The sequence below is a fragment of the Quisquiliibacterium transsilvanicum genome (assembly GCF_014202215.1).
GTDB lineage: Bacteria > Pseudomonadota > Gammaproteobacteria > Burkholderiales > Burkholderiaceae_E > Quisquiliibacterium > Quisquiliibacterium transsilvanicum.
Window position 1 is genome coordinate 394,064 of sequence record NZ_JACHGB010000002.1, and the last position, 24,426, is coordinate 418,489.

Consider the following 24,426-nt stretch of genomic DNA (forward strand, 5'->3'; position numbering starts at 1 on the left):
GTTACCCATCAGGGCATGTTCAGCTGCGGCCGAGGATTCGGCCCAGCCAGCTGGAGGCGCTGCCAGCCTCCTGCTCCACCAGTTCAGAACTCAGTTGCTGCAGCGCCTTCGTCACGGGGCTGTTGCGGGAGAGCTTCTGGATTGGCACCCCCTGGTTGACCGACGCCGTCACGGATTCGTAATGGTTCGGGATGGTGGCAAACACCTTGGTGCCCAATGTCTGCTCGAGGTCGTGCAGATTCAAGTCGCGCACGCGCTCCATCCGGTTCACGATCACCCGGACCTTCTGTGCCGGATAGTCCAGCGAGCGGAACACGTCGAGCAGCCGCTTGGCGTCGCGGATGAAGGGCAGGGTCAGCTGCAGAACCGGGTAGATGTGGTCGGAAAGATCAAGCGCTTGGACGCTCACCGCATCGAGCGAGCGGCCGAGATCGATGATCACGAAGTCGAAGTTGGCGCGCGCGAGGCGCACGAGCGTATCCACCGCTGCGGGGCGCACGTCCATCGCGCGGGTGGGGTCGTCTGGAGCGGCGATGACGAAGTAGTTCGGCAGCACTTCGACCGCGCTGGACTGCAGGAACGCAGCGTCCACTCGCTGAATCTCGCGGCTCAGATCGGCCAGCGTCTGCGGGGGCCGCCGGTCCGACACGTACAGTGCGGCGTCACCGAACTGCAGGTTCATGTCGATCAGCAGCACCTTCTTATGCTGGTGCGCGGCGAGCACGTAGCCGAGGTTGGTGGCGAGGAAGGTTGCACCGCTGCCGCCCTTGCAGGAGATGAACGAGGCAACCTTGCCTTGGGCCCGGGGACCGCCGGCGCCGCGCTGCGAGATGCGGCGCAGGGCTGCGACCATATCCTCCTTGCGCAACGGCGGCGTAAGCACCTCACGCACGCCAATCCTCAAGGCGTGCATCAGCAGTTCGGAGGAATTGGCGGGTGCGACCAGGATCGTCTGCAGTCGCGGATGGAGCGGCGCAAGTCGCTCGAGTTGGCCGAGCTCGGCGGCCCCGTCGGCGGTGCAGTCCAGGATCAGAAGATCCACCTCGCCCTTCACAGGCAGGTTCTGCTGGCTCGCCAGCGAGCCCCGGAAGGCGCTCAGCACGCTGATGCTGTCGATGCCCGCGACGCTCTTCTGGACTTCGTCGAGGACTTGCGGATTGTCGGAGATGATGAGTGCGTTCAAGCTGGCGGCCGCGGGTCTTGGTTGGGATCAGTCGCAGAGAGGGTTGTCGGTACTGCTCAGGCTTTCGGAAGGCAGAGACGTCGCCAGCGACGGCAGGGTGAAGTTCAGCGGAATGAAGGGGACGATCAGCGGCACGTCGAAGTTCACGATCCTCACGGTGACGGGCTCGCAACTAAGAGAGGTGCAGCCCGCGGCCGGGTAGCTGATCACGATGTTGCTGTCGGAGAGCGCGGGTAGCATGTCGCGCATCCGACGCCTGATCGCGGGGTCGTTCTTGTCGCAGACCACGGCGACCCGCGCGCCGAGACGCGTGGTTTCCACCGCCATGTTCCAGGTCAGCATCAGACGCGAGAACTCCATGGCCCCGATCACAAGGGTCAGGAATGCGATGGCCGTTAGCGCGAATTCCACCGCGGCGGCGCCACGCTGGCGTGCGGGATTGCAGCGGAGTGTCCTCATCTAGAGCACCTGCCGCATCGTGGTGCCGATGGTGTCGAAAGTGATGCTCGCCCATCCGCTCGCGCCGGGGAAGGCGGGGGTGAACACGTAACCCTCGATCGCCACGCGCACCAGGTTGATCGATCCCGTTCCGGTGGGCACGACGCCAAAGCTCAGCCCGGGGCATCCCGAAGAGTTCACGCGGTCGCAGATGCGGATCATGCCGGCATTCAGGCCGGGCACGAGGATGTCTGCGTCAGAGCAGGCGGTGTCCCGTCCGCACAGCATGCGATTGATTGCGATTCCGGTCGGATACTCGGCTGGTACGCTCGGGTCGAAACCGGAAAGGAATCGCGCTCCGTCCCGCGTGAGCTTGGCCAGAGTGTTGTAGGTGTACATCGCGCGGCCAAACTCGAGGGCCATCAGCGAAATGAGCACGAGCGGAATCGCGATCAGCGCGAGTTCGACGGCTATGGCGCCGCGCTGGCGCCCTCCTGACAGGGTGCGAGAGAACATGCTCATTTCACTGCACCAGGGTGGGCACTTTCGGGCCGCCGGCCGTCGGGCCGCCGGGAAGGCCGGAGGTTACGCAGTTGAATCTCTCCGGGATAGGGTCCAGCGACGAGCCGCGATACTCGAGCCCCATCCAGTCATTGGTCGGATTTGCCACCGGATTCAACATCAGGTAACAGGCCCACGCGAGAATCGGCACATCGGTTTGCGGCGACACTTTGCTGAGAACTTCGCAGTCGACGATGGGCCCCACTACCAGGCGGCGGTCTCCGCCGGCCTGATGCTGGGCGCGCGTACTGGCGTTCCAGCCGCCGCTCAGGCTGGGCTGGTTGTTCCAGGGGTCGTTGGTTCCGCGGCGGGCCTTGAAGTCGTCGAATGCATCGCGTTCGCTGAGCCAGTTGGACTTCGTGTAGGCGTACCCAGTAAGGTCGGGCGGCGAGGTCTGGCCGGAGTTCTTGTGCACACCGAAGCGCCAGTTCCAGGCATCGACCAGGCTGTTGATCTGGCCCTCGTGTGTCCGCACGGTGCTGGTGTTATTCAGGTCGCATTGCCCCGAACCCTTGATGAGGGCGTCGAGGTCGGGCGTGTTCGCGTATCCGGGGAACTTCACCCACTTGTAGGTGCCCGTGGTCTCTGAGCCCGGGGACCAGCGCCCCTGCATCCATTCCCCCCTCTCGTAACCGAAATGGGGGGGCGACGAGTCCTTTTTCTTGCACACCGCGAGCGGTAGTGCGCAGTTCGAAACCGAGGGTGCAAGCGTCGCCACCGCCTCGGCGCGCGCGGTGCCGGGCCCGATGGACACGCCAGGCAGCGCGTTCAGCACCTGGATCAGCGCAGACGGAATGCCGGCCTCGATGACCCGGCAGCGCGCGAACTTCATCTCCAGTGCTTCCGCGCCACTGATCGCGTCCTTGGTTGCGTATGAGCCGTTCAGCGTACGGCTGAAGGCGACTGCGCTGTTCACGGGGATGGCGACTGCGCTGGCCTGCATCCCCACGAGGTTGCGCGTACCCGCGGTGATCCCCCAGTTCTCGGCCTGGGTCAGCTGCTCGGTGTTGGCACCGGTCAGCGAAGCGGCTGCTGCAAGCGCGCAGGAATCGGCTGCGTTCTGCAGTTCGGTCTTGCTGACGAACAGCCGTGCGCTATCAACCACCAGCCCCACGAACCCCAGCAGCAGCACGATCATCAGGATGAACGCGACCGCAACGGCGCCGTGCTGACGCGTACCTGCGGGGCGATGACGGAAGTGTCGGCTCATGATGTGCTCCTCTGTCGGGCCTGGACGGTCGTTCAGCGGTCTCCTCCGGATTCCGTGCCGGCGCCAACGCCGATCAGGAAGGGGCTCGCGGCTTTGGGCGGATCGCCGAAGCTCTTCTGGTAGCGATCGAGCGCCTGCTTGGCGGCGCGGCCATCCAGCCCGTCTACAGGTCGATCGCGGTTTGCTTCGGCTGCGGCCGGGTCGCGAACCTGCTGCGCATGGAGAATGCGGGCGCTCTCTCCGAAGCCGCGGTCGAACACCGGAGTGGTAGGCGCGCAGCCGGCGAGGGCCATCAGTCCGACAGCGCCCGCGCCGATCAGTGTGGTTCTCATGCTCATCGAGGCTCTCCCGTCACTTCAGTTCGAGTCCGCCCGCCGCGGGGGCTGCACCTCTCGCAGCGCCGGGCTGGGTCGGCGGCTCGGAGTCCAGTTGCCCGCCGAGGAATACGCCCTGCCGTGAAGGTTCGCCGACCCGGTCGGTGGGCAACTGGTAGTCCGGCGGGAGCGGCTTGACCAGCCTGGGCGTCACGATGAACACCAGCTCGGTCTTCTCGCTCTGGAAGTCGGTGCTGCGGAACAGCGCGCCCAGGATGGGGATTTCGCCAAGGATGGGCAGCGCCTTCAGATTGGCCGCAACGTTGTTCTTGATCAGGCCGCCGATCGCGAAGCTCTGGCCGTCGAACAACTGCACGGTGGTGGATGCCCGGCGGGTGGTGATCAGCGGGAAGACCGCGCGGCCGCTGGTGCCCGTCGTCGAGATGCCGACGCCTTCGCGCGACAATTCGGAGACTTCCGGAGCAACGCGCAGGTTGATGCGTCCATCCGCCAGGACGGTCGGGGTGAACTTCAGCCCCACGCCGAACTCCTTCTCCTCGAGCGTCACCCGGAGCACGCCGGCCTCGGTGGTCTGCGAAACCGGGATCAGGATCTTGCCGCCGGCCAGGAAGCTGCCCTCCTGACCGCTGATTGCCATTACCGTGGGCTCAGCGAGGATGCGCAGCATGCCGTCGCGCTTCTCGGCATCGATCACCAGGTTGTTGACGCTGCTCTTGACGGCACCGGCCATTCCCCCGACCTCACCGGTGAGGAAGTTCGAGAGGAGCTGGTAGGTCCAGCTGCCCTGGGTGCGCGCCGCGTTGACGCTGGCGCCGAGCTTGTCGAGCAGCGTCTTGGCAACCTCGGCCACCTTCACTTCCAGCATCACCTGCTGGGGTGCGCCCACGGACAGCAGGTTGATGATCCGCGCCAGTTGGGGGGCCGCGCCGTTCTGTGCAGGCTGGATGCCGAGGCGTCCCTGCTGGTTGCCCCCCGAACTGCCACCCCCCATGCCCTGTTGGTACGCGGTACGCACATAGGCGTTGGCGATCGACACCGCACGGTCGGCTGCCATCGCGTCGGTCACCATGCCGGTCAGCACCAGGCTGTCACCGGCGGCGATGACCTTCACGGCCTTCTCGCTGGGCATCAGTTCGACGATCTTTGCCTGCACCGCGTCCGTGTCGATTGCAACCACGATGTCCAGCACCATGCAGCGCCCGCTTCGGCCCTGGAGGATTGCATTGGTAGTGCCGATGCTGCCGGAGACCAGGTACATCACCTGCGGAGAAACCATGCGGGCGTCCGCGATCGCGGGGTCGCCCAGTGTGCGTCGAACGATCGGTTCGGGGAGGTTCAGCAGCGTCGACTTGCCGGCGTTGATCCGCACCTGCACCGGCTGCGGCAGCCCGCCGACGCAGGCCGGGGCGGAATCCGCCATATGCACCATGCGCGGCTCGCCCGCCAGGCCAGCCGGCTTGCCCTGGCCACGTAGCGCGGGCGCCTTGATCGACGGCACTGCCGAACCCGCCGCAGCCGCGCTTCTCGCAGTGCTACCCCGCACTGTCGCGCTCTCCACCGCCGACTGGGCCGAGGCCCACGCCGATACGCCGACGAGCGCGGCGAGCGTCGCGAGGTTGACGAGGGTCCGGCGGTTACCGGCACGCACTGCGCTGTTCCTGGATCCTGTCATCTGGATCTCCGTATCAGAAGCACTCGAACTGCCGTTCCGTACCCACGTAGGCTTCCACGCAGGTCTGCCGCGGGGCCGGTGTCGGTCGGGGGCCGGAGACCACTCGGATCGTCGGCGCTGGCGCCGGCGCCGCAGGGGCCGCCACGGGGCGGCCTAGGATCGTGTTCTTGGTTGCGCCGCCCGTCTGTGCGGGGCTGGCGTCGATCTGGTTGCGCAGCACCAGCGACAGGGTTCCGACACTTCGGGCGAGGTCGAGCTTCTCGGCCTGCTCGGGTGTGACTTCGAGTGTCACCGCGTTGACCACACGCGGCTTGGTGTCGTCCCGGCTCGCCTCCTGAGCAACCGCCAGCACAAGGATCTTCTCGAGAACGATCTTCGACACGCTCTCCTCGTTGTCACGGTCGGCGGCGCGGTCGTCCTTGGTGTTGACGATCACGTCCACGTAGTTGCCGGGCAGTGCGAAGCCCGCCACGCCCACGACGTCGTTGACGCGCACGGTGATCGCCCGCCTGCCTTCGCCGATCACGGCGGACAGTCCGCCCTTGGTGCCCTCCGGGGCGAGCTTGGTTTCGAGGATCGGCTCGTCGCGAAGCACTCCGACCTTGACGACTCGGCCGTCGAGCAGCTCCGGCGTTGCGAACGCGCCGCTTGGCACGCTGCCTGCCGGCCAGTCCATGATCCGGACCTGCTGGGGCGTGAGCCGTTGCCCGATCTCCAGGTCCACTGCCGCGACCGCGACTTTGTTGGTGGCGATGCCGGTCTGCTCGGACAGCCAGCGACTGGCCAGGACGACCGCCGCCAGGCCCGCCAGCAGCGAGACCACGATCATTAGCAGGGCTCTCATGTTGCGCATATCTCTAGCTCCTCCAGGCCGTCAACGGCTCGGTTCCGACAGGCTCTCGGCCACCGAGGTCCACCGCGCGTCGCCGGGGGCGACGAAGTAGGTCGACCAAGCGCGGGCCAGCGTCTGCGGGCTCAACTCGGCGGGCGTGCTCTCATACAAGGAAAAGTCCCGGACCCTGCCGACGAGGTCGCGCGGGAAACAGGCCAGCAGCGCCCGGCCCTCCTTCTGGTGGCGCTCCGTCAGCAGCCACTCGAACGCGGCCTCGTCAAAATGCACCTGAAGTTCCTCGCACGTGTCCTTGAAGATCCGCCGGTAGCTCTCGCGGTCCGTCGGTCCCAGAAACATTTTGTAACCGAAGCGGCGCAGGAAGGCTTCATCGGCAAGCTGGTCGGGGCGGAGATTGGTGGAGAACACAACGGTCATGTCGAATGGGACGATGAACTTGAATCCGTTGTGAAGCGACAGATAGTCGCGCCGACGGTCGAGCGGGACGATCCAGCGGTTCATCAGTTCCCGCGGCGACACGAGCTGGCGGCCGAGATCGTCGACGATGAACAGCCCGCCGTTGGCCTTGAGGTGCGGCGGCGCCTGGTAATAACGGGTGCCGGCGTCGAACTGGAGGTCCAGCATGGACAGCGTCAGCTCGCCGCCTGTGATCACCACTGGCCGGTGGCAGGGAACCCAGCGTTCGTCGATGTCGGAGCGCACCATCGGCGTTTCGCCGCCGGCTTCTCCGCCGGCTTCCGCGACCGGCGTGTGCACCAGCGGGTCGAATACCTGGATGACTTCGCCGCCGACGAGGATCGCGTGCGGCACTGCGATGATGCCCGGCAGCAGCGAAACCAGATGCTCGGCCAGGAAGGTCTTGCCGCTGCCTGCTGGTCCATACAGGAGTATGGCGCGGCCGGAATTCATCGCGGCACCCATCTGATCCACGGTGTCGCGGGCGATCACCAGACCCTCGAAGGCTTTGCGCACCGAGGCGGCGTCCAGCAGCAGGTGGCTCATCGACTGAGCCCGCACCATCGCCTGGTACTCGCTCAGCGTGACCGGTGCCGGGCCGGCGTACTGGCAGCGCTCGAGCGCCTCTACCGCGCGTTCGCGCCCGGCGTCGGTGAGCTTGTACTCCGCGTCGGCCTCGGTGGCGCCCTGCAGGCTGGCTTCCACGTAGCGTTCGCTGCGCATGAACCTGAGCACTTCGGCGCACAGGCTGGGCGGCAGGCGTACCGCCTCGGCCATTTCCATGAGCCGCAGCCGTCCCCGCAGGAACAGCAGCTTGCCGGTCAGTTCGACCAGGAAGTTGTGCGGGAGGCCGAGACGGGAGAGGTCGCGCGGGGCGCGTGGGCGCAGGGCGACGGGGACGCTGCCGCGGCGGGCGTTACTGTGATCGGTGTCGGCGGAGGCGGTCATCGTGCGCTCGATTGCAGGTAGATCCAAGTCAGCGTGCCGGCGGCGAGCGCCACGCCGTAGGGGAGCCGCGCGGCGGAGTTGCCGCGGAGGTCGGCGTCGGGGCCCGTCGCGCCCTGCATGCGCAGCAGCAGTCCGGTGAACATGAGCCGCAGGTTCTCGACGGCAGCCTTCCTGCGCCGGCCAGCCAGCATCACTGCCAGTGCGAGCAGGCCGCCGGCGATCATTCCATACAGGCCGCACATGAGCGCCCCGGTCGGTCCTGCGAAGCTGCCGACGGCTGCAAGCATCTTGACGTCGCCAGCACCGAGCACTCTGAAGGCGAAGAAGGGCAGCAGCATCAGAAGGCCCGCGGCGATGCCCAGGCCGGAGTCCACGAGGCCCGGCAGGCCTGCGACGAAAACCGAAGCCGACAGACCGGTGATCGCAGCAGCGAGGTTCAACCAGTTGGGAATCCGCCGGGAGTGGAGATCGATGGCAGCCGCAACGATCACGAAGGCGGCCAGCGGAAGAAGATGGGGGCTCATGCTGTGCAATCGGTCGATCGAGAGCCCAAGTGAGAGCGAGATCTGCCCGGAGCGAGACCCTTCTCAGGCACCGCTTACGATGGCCAGGATCTTCGACGAAATGGTCGCGAAGATCGGATTGAGGTCGAACTCGGAGACGGCCAGCGCGATGGCGGCAGCCACGAAGGCGACGACGATCGCGTACTCGGAAGCCGCTGCACCCTGTTCGTCCCAAGCGAAAGAGCGGATCCTGTGGATGATGATGTCCATTCTCGTTGTTCTCCGCAGGCTTGGAAGCCGGGACGATCCAGGGCAACCTGTTTCGCTGGGCGCGGCGAAGAGCCTGCCTCGCCGCACCCAGCAGCCTCAGTTGCCAGACTTGGCTTAGGCGCCGTTGATCAGCCCCTTCACCTTGTTGCCGACGGTCGTGAAGATCCCGTTCAGATCGAAGAGCGCGACCGCGGCGGCGACGGCCGCAGCGATGAACGCCACTAGGATCGCGTACTCGGCCGCGGCGGCGCCGTCTTCTTCGCGGGCCAGGCTGGAAACCAGGGTCTTGATCGATTGCATTTGAAACTCCTGTACGTTTGATTGACAGAAACAAGGGTGCGGAACACGGGCCTTTCAGCCCTGGCCGAAGTGCCGTGGTCCTTTGCCGGCCCGCACTTCCTGCCGTCCAGCGACTTCCTTCGGTCGACCGGACATGGCTGCATGGTAGCCACCGAAATCCGATTCTTATGTGCAAAGTTCACGGTAAACCCATTGGGACGGGTCGCAACTTCGACGATCTAGCCCGCTTCGCGCGCCGTCGAGCAATTTCTACTCGGGTGGCCCATCCAAATGGGTGGGTCGCCGCCCGGTCGATGAATGATTTTGCCCCGCATGCAAGCGTGTAAAGAGGGCGACTGGCGTCGGCGGATCAACGACGCCGACAGGCGGAGCTCGGACGCGCCTGTCTGGACGCGATGCCTGTGATGTGCCTCCGCACGCCTTCGTCGGAACGATTCGGGAGGCCCGCGTGGTACCGGGCGACGCCGTGGCGTGGCGATCTCGTGACCTGTGCCGCCGCGCCGCCGTTTTATGGTCTACTTTCGCCCTTGCAGACCCCCCGGTCGCCCCCGCGGCACCCCCCAGCAGCGAGCCCCCCGCCATGAAATTCCGTTTCCCCGTGATCATCATCGACGAAGACTGGAAGGCCGAGTCCTCCAGTGGTCTCGGCATCCGCGCGCTGGCCAAGGCCATCGAGGATCAGGGCATCGAGGTGGTGGGCGGCTTCACCTACGTCGACGTCACGATGGTGGCCAACCAGGCGGCGCGGGCTTCGGCCTTCATCGTCTCCATCGACGATGAGGAGATCGGCGAGGAGGGCGAGGAGAGCACGGCGATCAAGGAGCTGAAGAAGTTCATCGTCGAGACGCGCCGGCGCAACGCGCACATCCCCATCTTCCTGTTTGGCGAGACGCGCACCTCGCAGCACATCCCCAACGACATCCTGAAGGAGTTGCACGGCTTCATTCACATGTTCGAGGACACGCCGGAGTTCGTGGCGCGCAACATCCTGCGCGAGGCCAACAACTACCTGAACTCGCTGTCGCCGCCCTTCTTCAAGGCGCTGGTGCACTACGCCAACGACGGCTCCTATTCCTGGCACTGCCCGGGGCACTCGGGCGGGGTGGCCTTCCTGAAGAGCCCGGTGGGGCAGATGTTCCACCAGTTCTTCGGCGAGAACATGCTGCGCGCGGACGTCTGCAACGCGGTGGACGAACTGGGCCAGCTGCTGGACCACACCGGTCCGGTGGCGGCCTCCGAGCGCAACGCGGCGCGCATCTTCGGTTGCGACCATCTGTACTTCGTGACCAACGGCACGTCGACGTCGAACAAGATCGTCTGGCACAGCAACGTGGGTTCGGACGACATCGTGCTGGTGGACCGCAACTGCCACAAGTCCATCCTGCACGCGATCATGATGACCGGCACGGTGCCGATCTTCCTGCAGCCCACGCGCAACCACCTGGGCATCATCGGGCCCATCCCGCTCGCGGAGTTCGACCCCGTCAGCATCCAGCGCAAGATCGACGCCAACCCGCTGGTCAAGGACAAGACGGCCAAGCCGCGGGTGCTGACCATCACGCAGTCCACCTACGACGGCGTGATCTACAACGTGGAGCGCATCAAGGAGACGCTGGGCGATTTCGTCGACACGCTGCACTTCGACGAGGCCTGGCTGCCGCACGCGGTCTTCCATCCCTTCTATCACGAGTTCCACGCCATCGGCCCGGACCGGCCGCGCAGCAAGGAGGCGATGGTCTTTGCCACGCAGAGCACGCACAAGCTGCTTGCCGGCCTGTCGCAGGCCTCGCAGATCCTGGTACAGGAGTCGGAGACGCGACAACTGGACCGCTACCGGTTCAACGAGGCATTCCTGATGCACATGTCCACCAGCCCGCAGTACGCCATCATCGCGTCCTGCGACGTGGCTGCGGCGATGATGGAGCCGCCCGGCGGCACCGCGCTGGTGGAGGAGTCGATCTTCGAGTCGCTGGAGTTCCGCCGCGCGATGCGCAAGGTGGACGCCGAGTTCGGCGCCGACTGGTGGTTCCAGGTGTGGGGGCCGGACGAGCTCGCCGCCAACGGCCTGGGTGGGCGCGAGGGCTGGTTCCTGCGCTCCGGCGACGACTGGCATGGCTTCGAGCAGCTGGCCGACGGCTTCAACATGCTCGACCCGATCAAGGCCACCATCGTCACCCCGGGCCTGGACATCAAGGGCGAGTTCTCGCAGTCGGGCATCCCGGCGGCCATCGTCACCAAGTACCTGGCCGAGCATGGTGTAGTGGTCGAGAAGACCGGCCTCTATTCCTTCTTCGTGATGTTCACCATCGGCATCACCAAGGGCCGCTGGAACACGCTGGTGACCGAGCTGCAGCAGTTCAAGATGGACTACGACAGCAACCAGCCCTTGTGGCGCGTGATGCCCGAGTTCATCGCCGCCCATCCGAGCTACGAGCGCGTGGGCCTGCGCGACCTGGCCCAGCAGATCCACGAGGAGTACCGCCGCCACGACGTCGCGCGGGTCACCACCGAGATGTACCTGTCGGACATGGTGCCGGTGATGAAGCCTTCGGACGCCTACGAGTGCCTGGCCCACCGCAAGGTGGACCGCGTGCCCATCGACGACCTGGTTGGCCGCGTCACCACTATGCTGGTCACGCCCTATCCGCCGGGCATCCCGCTGCTGATCCCGGGCGAGCGCTTCAACAGGTCCATCGTGGAATACCTGCAGTTCGCGCGCGACTTCAACAAGCGCTTCCCGGGCTTCCACACCGACGTGCACGGGCTGGTGGTGGAGAAGGGGCCGCAGGGCGACGAGTACTTCGTCGACTGCGTGCAGGCCGGGTAATAGACGAGGGGAAGCAGACGAGGGGAAGCCGCGCTCAGCGGCTGATGTGCACCAGCCGCGTCCCCGTCGCCAGGTCGTAAAGCGTGCGGTGGTCGCGGTCCGCCAGCGCCCAGAGGAAGGGCACCAGCATCAGCAGCCACAGCGCGCCGTGCACGAAGCTGCCGGCCGCTGCGGCGATCACCAGCATCGCGAACGCGGCGACGAAGCGCAGGAAGGCCTGGCCCCGGCGCAGCGGCGAGCCCTCTTCGGTCACCACGGTCACCATCATCGTTTTCATCGGCAGCGTGCGGCGGCCCTCGCTCCACGACCAGGTGAAGTAGGCGGCCAGCACCAGGAACACGAAGCCCTGGAAGGCCCAGCGCAGCGGCCCCGGCGCGCCCTTGAACTGCACCAGCGCCGAGAAGCCGTAGCCGAAGAAGAAGAGCACCCCGAACAGCAGGATGCACTCGTAGGCGATGCACATCATGCGCCGCCAGGGGCTGGCCGGCGGCATCACTTCGCGGCTCCGCCAGCGGGCTTGCCGTTGGCGGCCGGCTGCGGCTTCTCCGGGTCCCAGATCCACTTGAACAGGCGTCGCCAAAGCGGCTGCGCGGCCTCCTTGGCCAAGCCAGTGGGCGCGCCGGCGTGGCGGGCGGCGGTGTTGCTGGTCCAGCCGGCCTGCCGCAGCACGGCCTGCTGCTCGGGCGTCATCTGCTGGTACTGCTCCCAGGTGGCCACGCGCTGCTCCTTGGGCAGCTGCTTGGCCAGCCGGTAGTTGTTGCGGGCCAGCCGCCGCTGCTCGGGCGTCAGCGCCGCCCACTCGCGGATGCGCTTCTCGGCCCGGGCGCGGGTTGGGCCATCCATTTTCGGCAGGCGGGTCGCCAGCGTGAGCCAGGGGCGCTTCTCGGCCTGCGTCAGGGTGTTCCACTGCGATTCGAGAGGGGCAAGGATCTTGCGCTGCGAATCGCTCAGCTCGGACCACAGCGGCTGCACCAGCGGCAGCAGCGAGCGGCCCCCGGGGGCGGCAGAAGCCTGCGGGGCGGCGCGCGCGGGTGCGGCGGCGGACGAGGGCGCTCCAGCGGAAACAGCCGCGGCAGCCGGTGCGGGCGCTGCAGGCGACGCAGACGGGGCAGGCGCCGCAGGCGGCGCGGTACTGCCGCCTGCCTGGGTGGCCTGCGCGCCGACATCCCCCACGGTGTCGGACCCGGCGCCAGGCGCAGAGGCGCCAGCCGGGGCGGCGCTGACCGCGCCCGCCACGGGTTCGTAGGGCACCTTCGACGGCTCGGCGCCGCTGGCGAGTCCAGCGGGTGCCAGCGCGGGGCCCGTCACCGGGGAGGCCGGCGCTGCGGGCGAAGCGGGCGCGCTGGAGGCCGCAGGCGCGGATGCGGGCTGCGCCGGCGCGGAATGCGCCGGTGGAGCCCCCGCGGCCGGCTGCTCGGCCGACACGGGGTCCGATGCGCTCACCGTGGCAAGCGCAAGCCCCAGCATCAGCGTGCAGCCCATGCCGACCGGGCGCTGGGCGCGCGCCGGCAGCGCGCTCAGCGATGCAGGGCGCCGGGACCGGCTCATTCCTGGGTGTTCTTGATGTAGACGCCGAAGCCGCGGTCGACGTAGGCGGAGATCGGAACGTCGTCGGTGAGCACCGCCAGGTCGATGTCGGCGGCTTCGTCGGCCCGGTCCATTTCGGACCACTCGGAGATGACGAACAGGCCGCCGGCCAGCACCAGCGCCGAGAGCGTGCTCATGGCCAGCCAGCCCCAGCGCGCAGGCCCGCGGTCGCGCGTCGGCATGCCGCCGAGCGTGAGCGCCCCGGCGCCGTGGCTGAAGGGCAGGGCGGTGGCGGCCTGCGGGACCTCGCGGGGCTCGATCAGCCGCGCCAGCGCAGTCTGTCGGGCGGCCTGCAGGCGATAGGACACGCGATAGGGCAGCCGCTCGGCCGATTCCTCGAGTGCGAGCCGGATCTGCTCGGCGAATTGCTGTTCGTTCATAGTGTGATTCCCCTGGCCTTGAGGGCGCGGGCCAGTGCGTGAGTGGCTCTGGAGCAGTGTGTCTTGACGCTGCCTTCGGAGCACCCCATGGCAGACGCCGTCTCCGCCACGTCCATTTCCTCCCAGTAACGCATCAGGAAGGCCTCGCGTTGACGCGCTGGCAGCTTGCCGATTTCGGCTTCGATCGCGCCGAGCACCTGGGCCCGTTCCACCTGGTCGGCGGCGCTCTCGGCGCGCGGCGAGCCTTCCTGGGCCTCGAGCATGTCGAGCGGATCGTAGTCGGATCCGTCGCTATCCTTCGGTATCAGCGAAGAAAACAGCGTCGTCCAGGTATTGCGGACCTTCTGGCGCCTGAAGTGGTCGGTGATCCCGTTCTGGAGGATCCGATGGAACAGCATCGGCAGCTCCGCCGCCGGCTTGTCGGCGTACTTCTCGGCCAGCTTCAGCATCGCGTCCTGCACCAGGTCCAGCGAGGCATCCTCGTCGCGCACGGCGAACATCGCGTGCTTGAAGGCGCGGCGTTCGATCGAGGCGAGAAAGTCGGAGAGCTCCTGGCGGCTGGCCATTGCGAGGCGGTCTGCGGTCGGCGAGCGCGCATCCTATCAGGTCGCAGGCCGATGCACCGGTCTGGCGCCTTGACCCTGGTGTTGCGGTGCAGTATCCTCCCGCGCTTACCCAGGACGGCTCCCGAGCGGCCTAGATGGCTGCACCAGGGAGCCGTTGTCTTTCAGTCTGCGGGCACACCCGCAAGCAGACGCCAAAGACGCGCATGCCGCCACGGCGCCTCACAAGGGCGTTCGGGCGGCGTCCGATCAATATCTCGCAGGCCCCGTCGCAAGGTCTGCGTCGAGGCGCGAGCCATGGTGGCTTCGCGCGTTGGCGCCGGCGGGCGGGCTCCCTCGGTCTTGAAAGGAAGATCATGGAAATCACAGGCGCGGAAATCGTCGTGCGTTGCCTCGCCGAAGAAGGTGTCGAGCACATCTTCGGCTACCCCGGTGGCGCAGTTCTCTACATCTACGACGAAATATTCAAGCAGGACAAGTTCCAGCACATCCTCGTGCGGCACGAGCAGGCCGCGGTGCACGCCGCGGACGCGTACTCGCGCTCCACCGAGAAGGTGGGGGTGTGCCTGGTCACCAGCGGCCCAGGGGTCACCAACGCGGTCACCGGCATCGCCACCGCGTACATGGACTCCATCCCGATGGTGATCATCTCGGGCCAGGTGCCGACGCACGCGATCGGCCAGGACGCCTTCCAGGAATGCGACACCGTGGGCATCACCCGCCCCTGCGTGAAGCACAACTTCCTGGTCAAGGACGTCAAGGACCTCGCCGAGACGATGAAGAAGGCCTTCCACATCGCAAGCACCGGTCGCCCGGGCCCGGTGCTGGTGGACATTCCCAAGGACGTCACGCGCGACAAGTGCCGCTTCGAGTATCCGAAGACGGTGTCCATGCGCTCGTACAACCCGGTGGTCAAGGGCCATCACGGCCAGATCAGGAAGGCGCTGAGCCTGCTGCTGCACGCAGAGCGGCCGATGATCTACACCGGAGGCGGCGTCATCCTGGCCAACGCGGCGCCGGAGCTGAACAAGCTCGTCGACATGCTGGGCTTCCCCTGTACCAACACGCTGATGGGGCTGGGCGGCTATCGCGCCAGCGACCCCAAGTTCGTGGGGATGCTGGGCATGCACGGCACCTACGAGGCCAACATGGCGATGCAGCACTGCGACGTGCTGCTTGCCGTGGGCGCGCGCTTCGACGACCGGGTGATCGGCAACCCGAAGCACTTCGCGCAGAACCCGCGCAAGATCATCCATGTCGACGTCGACCCCTCGTCGATCTCCAAGCGCGTGAAGGTCGACGTGCCGATCGTGGGCGACGTGCGCGAGACCTTGCGTGACCTGATCGCGCTGCTCGAGGAAGGCTCCGCGGCCGGCCAGAAAACCAACGCGAAGGCGGTCGACGCCTGGATGGCGCAGATCAACGAGTGGCGCAAGAAGGACTGCCTGAAGTACGACCGCGAATCGGGGACCATCAAGCCGCAGTTCGTGGTCGAGCGCCTGTGGGCGGTCACCAAGGGCGATGCCTTCGTCACCTCCGACGTCGGCCAGCACCAGATGTTCGCCGCGCAGTTCTACCGCTTCGACAAGCCGCGCCGCTGGATCAACTCCGGCGGCCTGGGCACGATGGGCGTGGGCCTGCCGTACGCGATGGGCGTGCAGATGGCCAACCCCGGCGCCCCGGTGGCCTGCGTCACCGGCGAAGGCTCGATCCAGATGTGCATCCAGGAGCTCTCCACCTGCAAGCAGTACAACCTGCCGGTGAAGATCGTCAACCTGAACAACCGCTACCTGGGCATGGTGCGCCAGTGGCAGCAGCTCGAGTACGGCAGCCGGTATTCGGAGTCGTACATGGACGCGCTGCCCGACTTCGTCAAGCTCGCCGAGGCCTATGGCCACGTCGGCCTGCGCATCGAGAAGCCCGAGGACGTGGAGCCCGCGCTGCACGAGGCCTTCCACGGCAAGTACAAGGACCGCACCGTGTTCCTCGATTTCATCACCGACCAGACCGAGAACGTGTGGCCGATGGTGCAGGGGGGCAAGGGCCTGACCGAAATGCTGCTCGGCTCGGAGGACCTGTGATGAAGCACATCATTTCCATCCTCATCGAGAACGAGGCCGGCGCGCTGTCGCGCGTGGTGGGCCTCTTTTCGGCACGCGGCTACAACATCGAGACGCTCACCGTCGCGCCCACCGAGGACACCTCGCTGTCGCGCATGACCATCTGCACCACCGGTTCGGACGACGTGATCGAGCAGATCACCAAGCACCTGAACCGGCTGATCGAAGTGGTCAAGGTGGTCGACCTCACCGAGAGCCCCTACATCGAGCGTGAGCTGATGCTGATCAAGCTGCGCGCGGTGGGCAAGGAGCGCGACGAGATGAAGCGGATGGCGGAGATCTTCCGCGGCCGGATCATCGACGTCACCGACCGCACCTACACGGTGGAGCTCACCGGCGACGCCGACAAGCTCGACGCGTTCATCCAGGCGCTCGACCGGGCGGCGATCATCGAAACCGTTCGCACCGGCAGCTCGGGCATCGCCCGCGGCGAGCGCGTGCTCAAGGTCTAGGCGGCGACGCCTAGGCGGCGACGCCAACACACGACATCCCCCCGGCCAGGTCGGCCGGGGTCTACGAATCCACAGGGAGTGAAGACATGAAGGTGTTCTACGACAAGGATTGCGATCTCAAGCTGATCCAGGGCAAGAAGGTTGCGATCATCGGCTACGGCTCGCAGGGCCACGCGCACGCGCAGAACCTGCACGATTCCGGCGTCAAGGTCACGGTGGGCGTGCGCAAGGGCGGCCCGTCGTGGGACAAGGTCAAGAAGGCCGGCCTGAAGGTCGACGAGGTGAAGGACGCCGTCAAGGGCGCCGACTTCGTGATGATGCTGCTGCCCGACGAGAACATCGCCGCGGTCTACCGCGATGACGTAGAGCCGAACATCAAGCAGGGCGCCACGCTGGCCTTCGCGCACGGCTTCAACGTCCACTACGGCCAGGTCGTGCCCCGCGAGGACCTCGACGTGGTGATGGTTGCGCCCAAGGCCCCGGGCCACACGGTGCGCGGCACCTACGTCCAGGGCGGCGGCGTGCCCACGCTGGTCGCGGTCCACCAGGACAAGAGCGGCGTCGCGCGCGACCTCGCGCTGTCCTACGCCTGCGCCAACGGCGGCGGCCGCGCCGGCATCATCGAAACCAACTTCCGAGAAGAGACCGAGACCGACCTGTTCGGCGAGCAGGCCGTGCTGTGCGGCGGCGCCGTGGAGCTGATCAAGGCCGGCTTCGAGACGCTGGTCGAGGCGGGCTACGCCCCCGAGATGGCCTACTTCGAGTGCCTGCACGAGCTCAAGCTCATCGTGGACCTGATCTACGAAGGCGGCATCGCGAACATGAACTACTCGATCTCCAACAACGCGGAGTACGGCGAGTACGTCACCGGCCCGAAGATCGTCACCGCTGCCACCAAGGACGCGATGCGCCAGGCCCTGCGCGACATCCAGACCGGCGAGTACGCGAAGTCGTTCATCCTCGAGAACAAGGCGGGCGCCCCGACGCTGCTGTCGCGCCGTCGCCTGACCGAGGAGCATCAGATCGAGCAGGTCGGCGAGAAGCTGCGCGGGATGATGCCCTGGATCAAGGCCAACAAGCTGGTCGACAAGACCCGCAACTGATCGTTCGTTTGCGTCGCGCCGGTTCCCCCGCGGGCGCCGGCGCGGGCGCATCCGACCGAAGGGCCCGGGCCTCGGCCCGGACCGCTTCGGCCGGCTGCTCCGGGGCGTCGAGGCGTGCGTGAGGGCGCGACAGAACCTCTCGAGCGTCACCCCCTTGGTTACGCCGTTTCATCTAGCGCGCTCTGTTCGGCTCCGAGGTCCTTGTCACAACAGGTCTGGTGCTTCAGGAATTGCTGCAGGGATTCTCGGGCCCCAAGGCGCAGGCTCAGATCATCGAGCGGTTTGCCGCCCTCCCGCTGATTCAGCCAGACCGCGAGGATCATATTTCTGCGGCGTCCTTGCGCAATGCCTGCCGACGTGCCGGCGTACAGATCGGCACGATTGACGCGCTGCTTGCCCATCTGTGCATCCGTCACGACTTGACCCTGCTGACGACGGACAAGGACTTTACTCATGCTGCCTTGCACTGCCCGCTGCGCGTGTGGCCAGCAACGGCCTGAGCACGCGGTGAGTCCTGAGCCAATCCACAGCTGAGAAGTTCGACCTGGTCTCCGGTGTGGCCGTGCGGCGCGGAGTGCTCGTGACTTCAGCGGTCTGGCCTCAGTACTCGGTCCCCCGCAAGGTCCGCCGCCGCTATACTCTGCCCCCATGAGCGCCGTCCCCATCCCGCCTCCCGCGCCACGCCTCGCGCCCGACTGGCAGGACTGGCTCGCCGGCAACGTCGTTCGCGGTGTCGGTGACGCCGAAATGCTCGACGCCATGCGCAACGCCGGCTTCGACGAGAACTACGCCCGCACCGCCATCTCCGTCGTGCGCTCGATGACCGAGCGCGTGCAGCGCGAGTCGCCGGCCCTGCTGGTCCAGTACCGCGCCGACCCCATTCGCCTGCCGGTCGCCAATCGCGTCCGGGCCGCGGATCGCGACGTCGGCATCGGCTTCGTGCTGCAGGATCCCAACGTGGCGCTGCTCACCGGCCTGCTCTCCGGCAAGGAGTGCGAGGAGCTGATCCGGCTTGCCTCGGGCAAGATGCGCCGCTCGCAGGTGGTGGATCGCGGCAGCGGCCAGCTCGAGGTGAGCGCGGTGCGCACCAGCGAAGGCACGCACTTCCAGCGCGGCGAGAACGCGCTGGTGCAGCGGCTGGAGCTGCGCATCGCGGCGCTCACCGGGGTGCCGGTCGACCACGGCGAACCGCTGCAGGTGCTGCACTACCGGGTCGGGGACGAGTACCGTCCGCACCATGACTACTTCGACCCCGCCTCTCCGGGCAGCCAGGAGCACGTCCGCCAGGGTGGCCAGCGGGTGGCCACGATGGTCATCTACCTGAACCAGGTGGAGGAGGGCGGGGGCACCGGCTTTCCGGAGCTCGAGCTCTCGGTGCGCCCGCAGCCGGGTTGCGCGGTCTACTTCGAGTATTTCAATTCTGCCGGCGAACTCGATTCGCGCTGCCTGCATGCCGGTGCTCCGGTTGCGCGCGGCGAGAAGTGGGTTGTCACCAAATGGCTGCGCCAGGGACCCTATTTCCGATGAAACCCATCAGGCGGCGCAGGTTGAAGCCGAGCCGGCCAGTTCGGGTCGCGGCTTCGGAGCAGGTCGAGGCCACGCCCCGCCGGCGGGCCCGCGGCATCTACATCCTGCCGAACGCGTTCACGACGGCGTCGCTGTTCTGCGGCTTCTACGCGATCGTGCAGGCGATGAACGACAACTTCGTCTACGCGGCGATCGCGGTCTTCTTCGCGATGGTGCTCGACAGCCTCGACGGCCGCGTGGCGCGGATGACCAACACCCAGAGCGCCTTCGGCGAGCAGTACGACAGCCTCTCCGACATGGTGTCCTTCGGCGCCGCGCCGGCGCTGATCATGTACGAGTGGACGCTGCGCGGCCTGGGCAAGTGGGGCTGGCTGGCCGCCTTCGTCTATTGCGCGGGCGCCGCGCTGCGGCTGGCGCGCTTCAACACCAACATCGGAGTGGTGGACAAGCGCTACTTCCAGGGGCTGCCCAGCCCTGCGGCCGCGGCGCTGGTGGTGGGGCTGGTGTGGATCGCCACCGACCTGCGCGAGACGCGCTGGATCACCGCCACGCGGGCGGACCTCGCCTGGGTTGCGTGGGTGTTCACCGTGTATGCCGGGCTCACCATGGTGTCGAACGTCCCCTTCTACAGCTTCAAGGACATCAACCTGAAGAAGAGCGTTCCCTTCTTCGCGCTGCTCGGTGTGGTGATGTTCTTCGTGCTGGTCTCCAGCGACCCGCCGCTGGTGCTGTTCTCGCTGTTCGTGCTCTACGGCCTGTCGGGCTATGCGATGTGGGCCTGGCGACGCTGGCGCGCGCGCACCGCGCCCGTTCCGCCCGCTCAGGAGCGGGAGCCGCAGGAGCCGCGTTGACCCGCTGCGGTCTCGCAAAGTACAATCTACGGTTTCCCGCAAGAGCCTGAAACGCGAATGAAAGCGCGCAAGCCGCTTGTTGTCGGCAACTGGAAGATGAACGGCGACCTGATCGCCAACGAGCGTCTGTTCACTGCGCTGCGTTCTTTCATCGATCGCGAGCTGCTGGCGCGGGTGGATGTCGCGGTGTGTCCGCCGTTTCCGTACCTGGGGCAGGCGGCTGCCTGGATGGGTGATGCGGGCATCGCCTGGGGTGCGCAGGACGTCGCAGCGCACGAGAACGGCGCCTTCACCGGCGAGGTCTCCGCGGCGATGGTGTCCGATCTCGGCTGCCGCTGGGCCATCGTGGGTCATTCCGAGCGGCGCACGCTGTTCGGAGAAGCCGACGAGACGGTGGTTGTCAAGGCGCAGCGGGCGCTCGAGCACGACGTCGGCGTCATCGTCTGCGTCGGCGAGACCCTCGAGGAGCGCGAGCAGGATCGCGCCGAGGAAGTGCTGGCGCGCCAGGTGGGCGCGCTCGCTTCCCTGGCGGGGGTGGCCGTCGAGCGCTTCGTGCTTGCGTACGAACCTGTCTGGGCGATTGGTACGGGACGCACGGCCACGCCGGAGCAGGCGCAATCGATGCACGAGTTCATCCGCGGGCGCCTGGCTGCGGCCGGTTTTGCGGATTCGGCGCGGGTGCGCCTGCTGTACGGCGGCAGCGTGAAGCCCGCCAATGCGGCCAGCCTGTTCGGCATGGCTGATATCGACGGCGGTCTCATCGGCGGTGCTGCGCTGGTGGCCGACGAATTTGGTGCGATCTGCCGCAGTGCGGCAGGCGCCTGAGGAAAGAACCGAGAATGGACATCCTGCTTACCCTGGTCGTCGTGCTGCAGGTGCTCAGCGCGCTCGGCGTCATCATCCTGGTGCTGCTGCAACACGGCAAGGGCGCCGACATGGGCGCGGCCTTCGGCGGCGGCGCCTCGGGGAGCCTGTTCGGCGCCACCGGCTCCGCGAACTTCATGAGCCGGCTCACTGGCGGACTGGCCACCGTGTTCTTCCTGTGCACGCTGGGCCTGGCCTTCGTCACGAACAAGTCGCAGACGGCGCCGTCGAGCGTGATGGAGCAGCCTGCGGCGGCGCCCGGCGATGCATCGATTCCGTCGGTGTCGGCGCCGTCGGTTCCGGCGGCTCCGGTTACGCCCGCAAGCCCGGCGCCCGCCGCCGGCGACGCGTCCAGCGGAAGTGATGCAACGCAAAAAAACAGCTCCTCCAGCGAAAATCCAAAGTGATTTCGCGTTAAAATAGTGTGCTGTACCGGGCGTCCTCAACCCGGTAAGCCAAGGCGGGATGTTCTTCGCCAAGGCGCCTGCAGCAAGTCAGCAAGTGCAGTGCCGACGTGGTGAAATTGGTAGACACGCTATCTTGAGGGGGTAGTGGCGAAAGCTGTGCGAGTTCGAGTCTCGCCGTCGGCACCAATCAAAACAAATGCGCGGCTGGAATGTCCGCCGAGGAAGTCGCCGTCCGGTACGGGGCTTTCCTGACCAGGGGTCGCCGTGAACCTCGATCAATACCTGCCGGTTCTGTTGTTCATCCTGGTCGGAGCGGCCGTTGGTTTCGGGCCCCTGATCATCGGAAAGATCCTAGGCCCGTCGCGGCCCGATCCCGAGAAGCTCTCCCCGTTCGAGTGTGGCTTCGAGGCCTTCGAGGACGCCCGGATGAAGTTCGATGTGCGCTACTACCTGGTGGCGATCCTCTTCATCCTGTTCGACCTCGAGATCGCCTTCCTGTTTCCGTGGGCAGTGTCGCTGGACGCCATCGGCTTCTTCGGCTTCCTGTCCATGATGATCTTCCTGGCCATCCTGGTGGTCGGTTTCGTGTACGAGTGGAGGAAGGGCGCGCTCGACTGGGAGTGATCCCGGACGCGTTTTTCCAGCAGCTGCTTCGGAGCGGTACGCATGAGCATCGAAGGTGTTCTGGGTGAGGGTTTCGTCACGACCCAGGTCGACAAGCTCGTCAACTGGGGTCGCACCGGGTCCATGTGGCCGGTGACCTTCGGGCTGGCCTGCTGCGCGGTCGAGATGATGCATGCCGGCGCCTCGCGCTACGACATGGACCGCTTCGGCGTGATGTTCCGTCCGAGCCCGCGGCAGTCCGACGTGATGATCGTCGCCGGCACGCTGTGCAACAAGATGGCGCCTGCACTGCGCAAGGTCTATGACCAGATGGCCGAGCCGCGCTGGGTGATCTCGATGGGTTCCTGCGCCAATGGCGGGGGCTACTACCACTATTCGTATTCGGTGGTTCGCGGCTGCGACCGCATCGTTCCGGTGGACGTGTACGTCCCCGGTTGCCCGCCCACCGCCGAAGCGCTGCTGTACGGAATCATGCAGCTGCAGAACAAGATCCGGCGCACCAGCACCATCGCCCGCTAAGTCCCGAACCCGTCCGATGACAAGACTCGAAACCCTGAAGACGGCCCTCGAGCAGGCCTTCGGTGAACGCGTCCAGGTCGCCGAGCGACTTGGCGAGCTCACGCTGGTGGTCGGCGCGCCCGACTATGTCGAGGTATGCACGCGGCTGCGCGACGACGCCGCGCTGCGCTTCGACACCCTGATCGACCTCTGCGGCGTCGACTACCTGGGCTATCGCGACGAGCCGCGCGAGTCGCAGCGCTTCGCGGTCGTCTCGCACCTGCTGTCGGTGGAGAAGAACTGGCGGCTGCGCGTGCGGCTGTTCTGTCCCGACGACGACTTCCCGCTGGTCGCCTCGCTCATCGACGTGTGGCCCGCGGTGGGCTGGTTCGAGCGCGAGGCCTTCGATCTGTACGGCATCGTGTTCGAGGGTCATCCGGATCTCCGCCGCATCCTTACCGACTACGGCTTTGTCGGTCATCCCTTCCGCAAGGATTTCCCGATCTCGGGCCACGTCGAGATGCGCTACGACCCCGAGCAGCGGCGCGTCGTCTACCAGCCGGTTTCGATCGAGCCGCGCGAGAACGTGCCGCGCGTGATCCGCGAGGATGGCTACGGGACAGGGCGCTGAGCGAACGACATGGCTGAAATCAAGAACTACACGCTGAACTTCGGTCCGCAGCACCCGGCTGCGCACGGCGTGCTGCGGCTGGTGCTCGAGCTCGACGGCGAGGTCGTGCAGCGCGCCGATCCGCACATCGGGCTGCTGCACCGGGCCACCGAAAAGCTCGCCGAAACGCGCACCTACCTGCAGAGCGTGCCGTACATGGATCGCCTCGACTACGTGTCGATGATGTCCAACGAGCATGCCTACGTGATGGCGATCGAGAAGCTGCTCGGCCTCGAGGTTCCGCTGCGCGCGCAGTACATCCGGGTGATGTTCGACGAGATCACCCGCATCCTCAATCACCTGATGTGGATCGGCGCGCACGGCCTCGACTGCGGTGCGATGGCGCTGCTGCTCTACGCCTTCCGCGAGCGCGAAGATCTCTTCGACGTCTACGAGGCGGTGTCCGGCGCGCGCATGCACGCCGCCTACTACCGACCCGGCGGCGTCTACCGCGACCTTCCCGACCGCATGGCCCAGCATCGTCCCTCCACGGTGCGCAGCGAGGCGGCGATCCGCGAGCTCAACCGCGACCGCCAGGGCTCGGTGCTCGATTTCATCGAGGCCTTCACCAACCGCTTCCCCGGTTATGTCGACGAGTACGAGACGCTCCTGACGGACAATCGCATCTGGAAGCAGCGGCTGGTCGGCGTGGGCGTGGTCGACCCCGAGCGGGCCAAGGCGCTGGGCTTCACCGGGCCGATGCTGCGCGGCTCGGGCGTGGCCTGGGACCTGCGCAAGCACCAGCCCTACGAGGTCTACGACCTGCTGGACTTCGACATTCCCGTGGGCCGCAACGGCGACTCCTACGACCGCTACCTGGTGCGGGTCGAGGAGATGCGCCAGAGCAACCGGATCATCAGGCAGTGCGTCGAGTGGTTGCGCAACAACCCCGGCCCGGTGATGACCGACAACCACAAGGTGGCGCCGCCTTCGCGCGTGGACATGAAGTCCAACATGGAAGAGCTGATCCACCACTTCAAGCTCTTCACCGAGGGCATGCACGTGCCCGAGGGCGAGTGCTACGCGGCAGTGGAGCACCCCAAGGGCGAGTTCGGCATCTACCTGGTGTCCGACGGCGCGAACAAGCCGTTCCGCCTCAAGATCCGCCCGCCGGGCTTCGTGCACCTGCAGGCGCTCGAGGAAATGACCAAGGGCCACATGCTGGCCGACGTGGTCACCGTCATCGGCACCCTGGACATCGTTTTCGGAGAGATCGACCGGTGAGCG

The 24,426-nt window shown here is 66.6% G+C and carries 28 protein-coding genes and 1 tRNA gene; 14 read left to right on the plus strand and 15 right to left on the minus strand.

Going from position 1 to position 24,426, the window contains the following annotated elements:
- Positions 1-19: 19 nt before the first annotated feature.
- From HNQ70_RS05270 to HNQ70_RS05320, 11 genes are all read right to left on the minus strand, one after another.
- Positions 20-1,183 (minus strand): CpaE/TadZ family protein, encoded by a 1,164-nt coding sequence (locus HNQ70_RS05270; protein WP_183964981.1) that lies wholly within the window; start codon positions 1,181-1,183, stop codon positions 20-22.
- A 27-nt stretch (positions 1,184-1,210) separates the two neighbouring features.
- Positions 1,211-1,642: a TadE/TadG family type IV pilus assembly protein gene (locus tag HNQ70_RS05275; RefSeq protein ID WP_183964983.1), complete on the minus strand. Its 432-nt coding sequence runs from the start codon at positions 1,640-1,642 to the stop codon at positions 1,211-1,213.
- Positions 1,643-2,143 (minus strand): TadE/TadG family type IV pilus assembly protein, encoded by a 501-nt coding sequence (locus tag HNQ70_RS05280; RefSeq protein ID WP_183964985.1) that lies wholly within the window; start codon positions 2,141-2,143, stop codon positions 1,643-1,645. It abuts the gene before it with no gap.
- Position 2,144: 1 nt separating this feature from the next.
- The gene (locus HNQ70_RS05285) at positions 2,145-3,392 is read right to left on the minus strand and encodes a pilus assembly protein TadG-related protein (RefSeq protein ID WP_183964988.1); all 1,248 of its coding nucleotides are present in this window, start codon (positions 3,390-3,392) and stop codon (positions 2,145-2,147) included.
- 32 nt (positions 3,393-3,424) lie between these two features.
- Complete coding sequence (locus HNQ70_RS05290) at positions 3,425-3,730, minus strand: hypothetical protein (protein ID WP_183964989.1); 306 nt, start codon at positions 3,728-3,730, stop codon at positions 3,425-3,427.
- A 13-nt stretch (positions 3,731-3,743) separates the two neighbouring features.
- Positions 3,744-5,399: a type II and III secretion system protein family protein gene (locus HNQ70_RS05295; protein WP_183964990.1), complete on the minus strand. Its 1,656-nt coding sequence runs from the start codon at positions 5,397-5,399 to the stop codon at positions 3,744-3,746.
- A 13-nt stretch (positions 5,400-5,412) separates the two neighbouring features.
- On the minus strand, positions 5,413-6,252 hold the full coding sequence (cpaB, locus tag HNQ70_RS05300) for a Flp pilus assembly protein CpaB (RefSeq protein WP_183964991.1): 840 nt from the start codon (positions 6,250-6,252) through the stop codon (positions 5,413-5,415).
- A 21-nt stretch (positions 6,253-6,273) separates the two neighbouring features.
- Positions 6,274-7,653, minus strand: coding sequence for a P-loop NTPase family protein (locus HNQ70_RS05305; RefSeq protein ID WP_183964992.1), 1,380 nt, complete (start codon positions 7,651-7,653; stop codon positions 6,274-6,276).
- Positions 7,650-8,177, minus strand: a complete 528-nt coding sequence (locus HNQ70_RS05310) for an A24 family peptidase (RefSeq protein WP_183964993.1) — start codon at positions 8,175-8,177, stop codon at positions 7,650-7,652. The genes HNQ70_RS05305 and HNQ70_RS05310 overlap by 4 nt, the downstream gene beginning before the upstream one ends.
- A gap of 63 nt (positions 8,178-8,240) precedes the next feature.
- Complete coding sequence (locus HNQ70_RS05315; RefSeq protein ID WP_183964995.1) at positions 8,241-8,426, minus strand: hypothetical protein; 186 nt, start codon at positions 8,424-8,426, stop codon at positions 8,241-8,243.
- Between the two features lie 114 nt (positions 8,427-8,540).
- On the minus strand, positions 8,541-8,726 hold the full coding sequence (locus HNQ70_RS05320; RefSeq protein WP_183964996.1) for a Flp family type IVb pilin: 186 nt from the start codon (positions 8,724-8,726) through the stop codon (positions 8,541-8,543).
- 580 nt (positions 8,727-9,306) lie between these two features.
- Between HNQ70_RS05320 and HNQ70_RS05325 the strand changes: the two genes are divergently transcribed.
- Positions 9,307-11,553 (plus strand): arginine/lysine/ornithine decarboxylase, encoded by a 2,247-nt coding sequence (locus HNQ70_RS05325; RefSeq protein WP_183964997.1) that lies wholly within the window; start codon positions 9,307-9,309, stop codon positions 11,551-11,553.
- A gap of 34 nt (positions 11,554-11,587) precedes the next feature.
- Here the strand turns inward: HNQ70_RS05325 and HNQ70_RS05330 are convergent, their stop codons facing one another.
- The 4 genes from HNQ70_RS05330 to HNQ70_RS05345 are packed head-to-tail and all read right to left on the minus strand — an operon-like array spanning position 11,588 to position 14,086.
- Positions 11,588-12,046: an RDD family protein gene (locus HNQ70_RS05330; protein ID WP_183964999.1), complete on the minus strand. Its 459-nt coding sequence runs from the start codon at positions 12,044-12,046 to the stop codon at positions 11,588-11,590.
- Complete coding sequence (locus HNQ70_RS05335; RefSeq protein WP_183965001.1) at positions 12,046-13,101, minus strand: DUF3106 domain-containing protein; 1,056 nt, start codon at positions 13,099-13,101, stop codon at positions 12,046-12,048. Before HNQ70_RS05335 ends, HNQ70_RS05330 begins: the two co-directional genes overlap by 1 nt.
- Positions 13,098-13,520 (minus strand): DUF3619 family protein, encoded by a 423-nt coding sequence (locus HNQ70_RS05340; RefSeq protein ID WP_183965003.1) that lies wholly within the window; start codon positions 13,518-13,520, stop codon positions 13,098-13,100. The genes HNQ70_RS05335 and HNQ70_RS05340 overlap by 4 nt, the downstream gene beginning before the upstream one ends.
- Positions 13,517-14,086, minus strand: coding sequence for an RNA polymerase sigma factor (locus HNQ70_RS05345; protein ID WP_183965005.1), 570 nt, complete (start codon positions 14,084-14,086; stop codon positions 13,517-13,519). The genes HNQ70_RS05340 and HNQ70_RS05345 overlap by 4 nt, the downstream gene beginning before the upstream one ends.
- Positions 14,087-14,439: 353 nt before the next feature.
- Between HNQ70_RS05345 and HNQ70_RS05350 the strand changes: the two genes are divergently transcribed.
- The 13 genes from HNQ70_RS05350 (at position 14,440) to HNQ70_RS05410 (ending at position 24,423) form a co-directional block, all read left to right on the plus strand.
- The gene (locus HNQ70_RS05350) at positions 14,440-16,164 is read left to right on the plus strand and encodes an acetolactate synthase 3 catalytic subunit (RefSeq protein WP_183965007.1); all 1,725 of its coding nucleotides are present in this window, start codon (positions 14,440-14,442) and stop codon (positions 16,162-16,164) included.
- Positions 16,164-16,655, plus strand: a complete 492-nt coding sequence (ilvN, locus tag HNQ70_RS05355; protein WP_183965015.1) for an acetolactate synthase small subunit — start codon at positions 16,164-16,166, stop codon at positions 16,653-16,655. The genes HNQ70_RS05350 and ilvN overlap by 1 nt, the downstream gene beginning before the upstream one ends.
- An 86-nt stretch (positions 16,656-16,741) precedes the next feature.
- Positions 16,742-17,758 carry a ketol-acid reductoisomerase gene (gene ilvC, locus HNQ70_RS05360; RefSeq protein ID WP_183965017.1) on the plus strand — a complete coding sequence of 339 codons (1,017 nt, stop codon included), beginning with the start codon at positions 16,742-16,744 and terminating at the stop codon, positions 17,756-17,758.
- A gap of 218 nt (positions 17,759-17,976) precedes the next feature.
- On the plus strand, positions 17,977-18,258 hold the full coding sequence (locus HNQ70_RS20595; RefSeq protein WP_183965020.1) for a PIN domain-containing protein: 282 nt from the start codon (positions 17,977-17,979) through the stop codon (positions 18,256-18,258).
- 148 nt (positions 18,259-18,406) lie between these two features.
- The gene (locus HNQ70_RS05370) at positions 18,407-19,285 is read left to right on the plus strand and encodes a 2OG-Fe(II) oxygenase (RefSeq protein WP_183965021.1); all 879 of its coding nucleotides are present in this window, start codon (positions 18,407-18,409) and stop codon (positions 19,283-19,285) included.
- Entirely contained in the window at positions 19,282-20,136 is an 855-nt protein-coding gene (pssA, locus tag HNQ70_RS05375; RefSeq protein ID WP_183965022.1) for a CDP-diacylglycerol--serine O-phosphatidyltransferase, read from the plus strand. Before HNQ70_RS05370 ends, pssA begins: the two co-directional genes overlap by 4 nt.
- A gap of 57 nt (positions 20,137-20,193) precedes the next feature.
- Complete coding sequence (gene tpiA / locus HNQ70_RS05380) at positions 20,194-20,961, plus strand: triose-phosphate isomerase (protein WP_183965023.1); 768 nt, start codon at positions 20,194-20,196, stop codon at positions 20,959-20,961.
- 14 nt (positions 20,962-20,975) lie between these two features.
- Positions 20,976-21,407, plus strand: coding sequence for a preprotein translocase subunit SecG (gene secG, locus HNQ70_RS05385; protein ID WP_183965024.1), 432 nt, complete (start codon positions 20,976-20,978; stop codon positions 21,405-21,407).
- Positions 21,408-21,508: 101 nt separating this feature from the next.
- A tRNA-Leu gene (locus tag HNQ70_RS05390) sits at positions 21,509-21,593 on the plus strand.
- Between the two features lie 78 nt (positions 21,594-21,671).
- Positions 21,672-22,031 carry an NADH-quinone oxidoreductase subunit A gene (locus HNQ70_RS05395; RefSeq protein ID WP_183965025.1) on the plus strand — a complete coding sequence of 120 codons (360 nt, stop codon included), beginning with the start codon at positions 21,672-21,674 and terminating at the stop codon, positions 22,029-22,031.
- Positions 22,032-22,073: 42 nt separating this feature from the next.
- Positions 22,074-22,550, plus strand: a complete 477-nt coding sequence (locus tag HNQ70_RS05400; protein ID WP_183965027.1) for a NuoB/complex I 20 kDa subunit family protein — start codon at positions 22,074-22,076, stop codon at positions 22,548-22,550.
- A gap of 16 nt (positions 22,551-22,566) precedes the next feature.
- Positions 22,567-23,160 carry an NADH-quinone oxidoreductase subunit C gene (locus tag HNQ70_RS05405; protein WP_183965029.1) on the plus strand — a complete coding sequence of 198 codons (594 nt, stop codon included), beginning with the start codon at positions 22,567-22,569 and terminating at the stop codon, positions 23,158-23,160.
- A gap of 9 nt (positions 23,161-23,169) precedes the next feature.
- Entirely contained in the window at positions 23,170-24,423 is a 1,254-nt protein-coding gene (locus tag HNQ70_RS05410; protein ID WP_183965031.1) for an NADH-quinone oxidoreductase subunit D, read from the plus strand.
- Positions 24,424-24,426 lie beyond the last annotated feature (3 nt).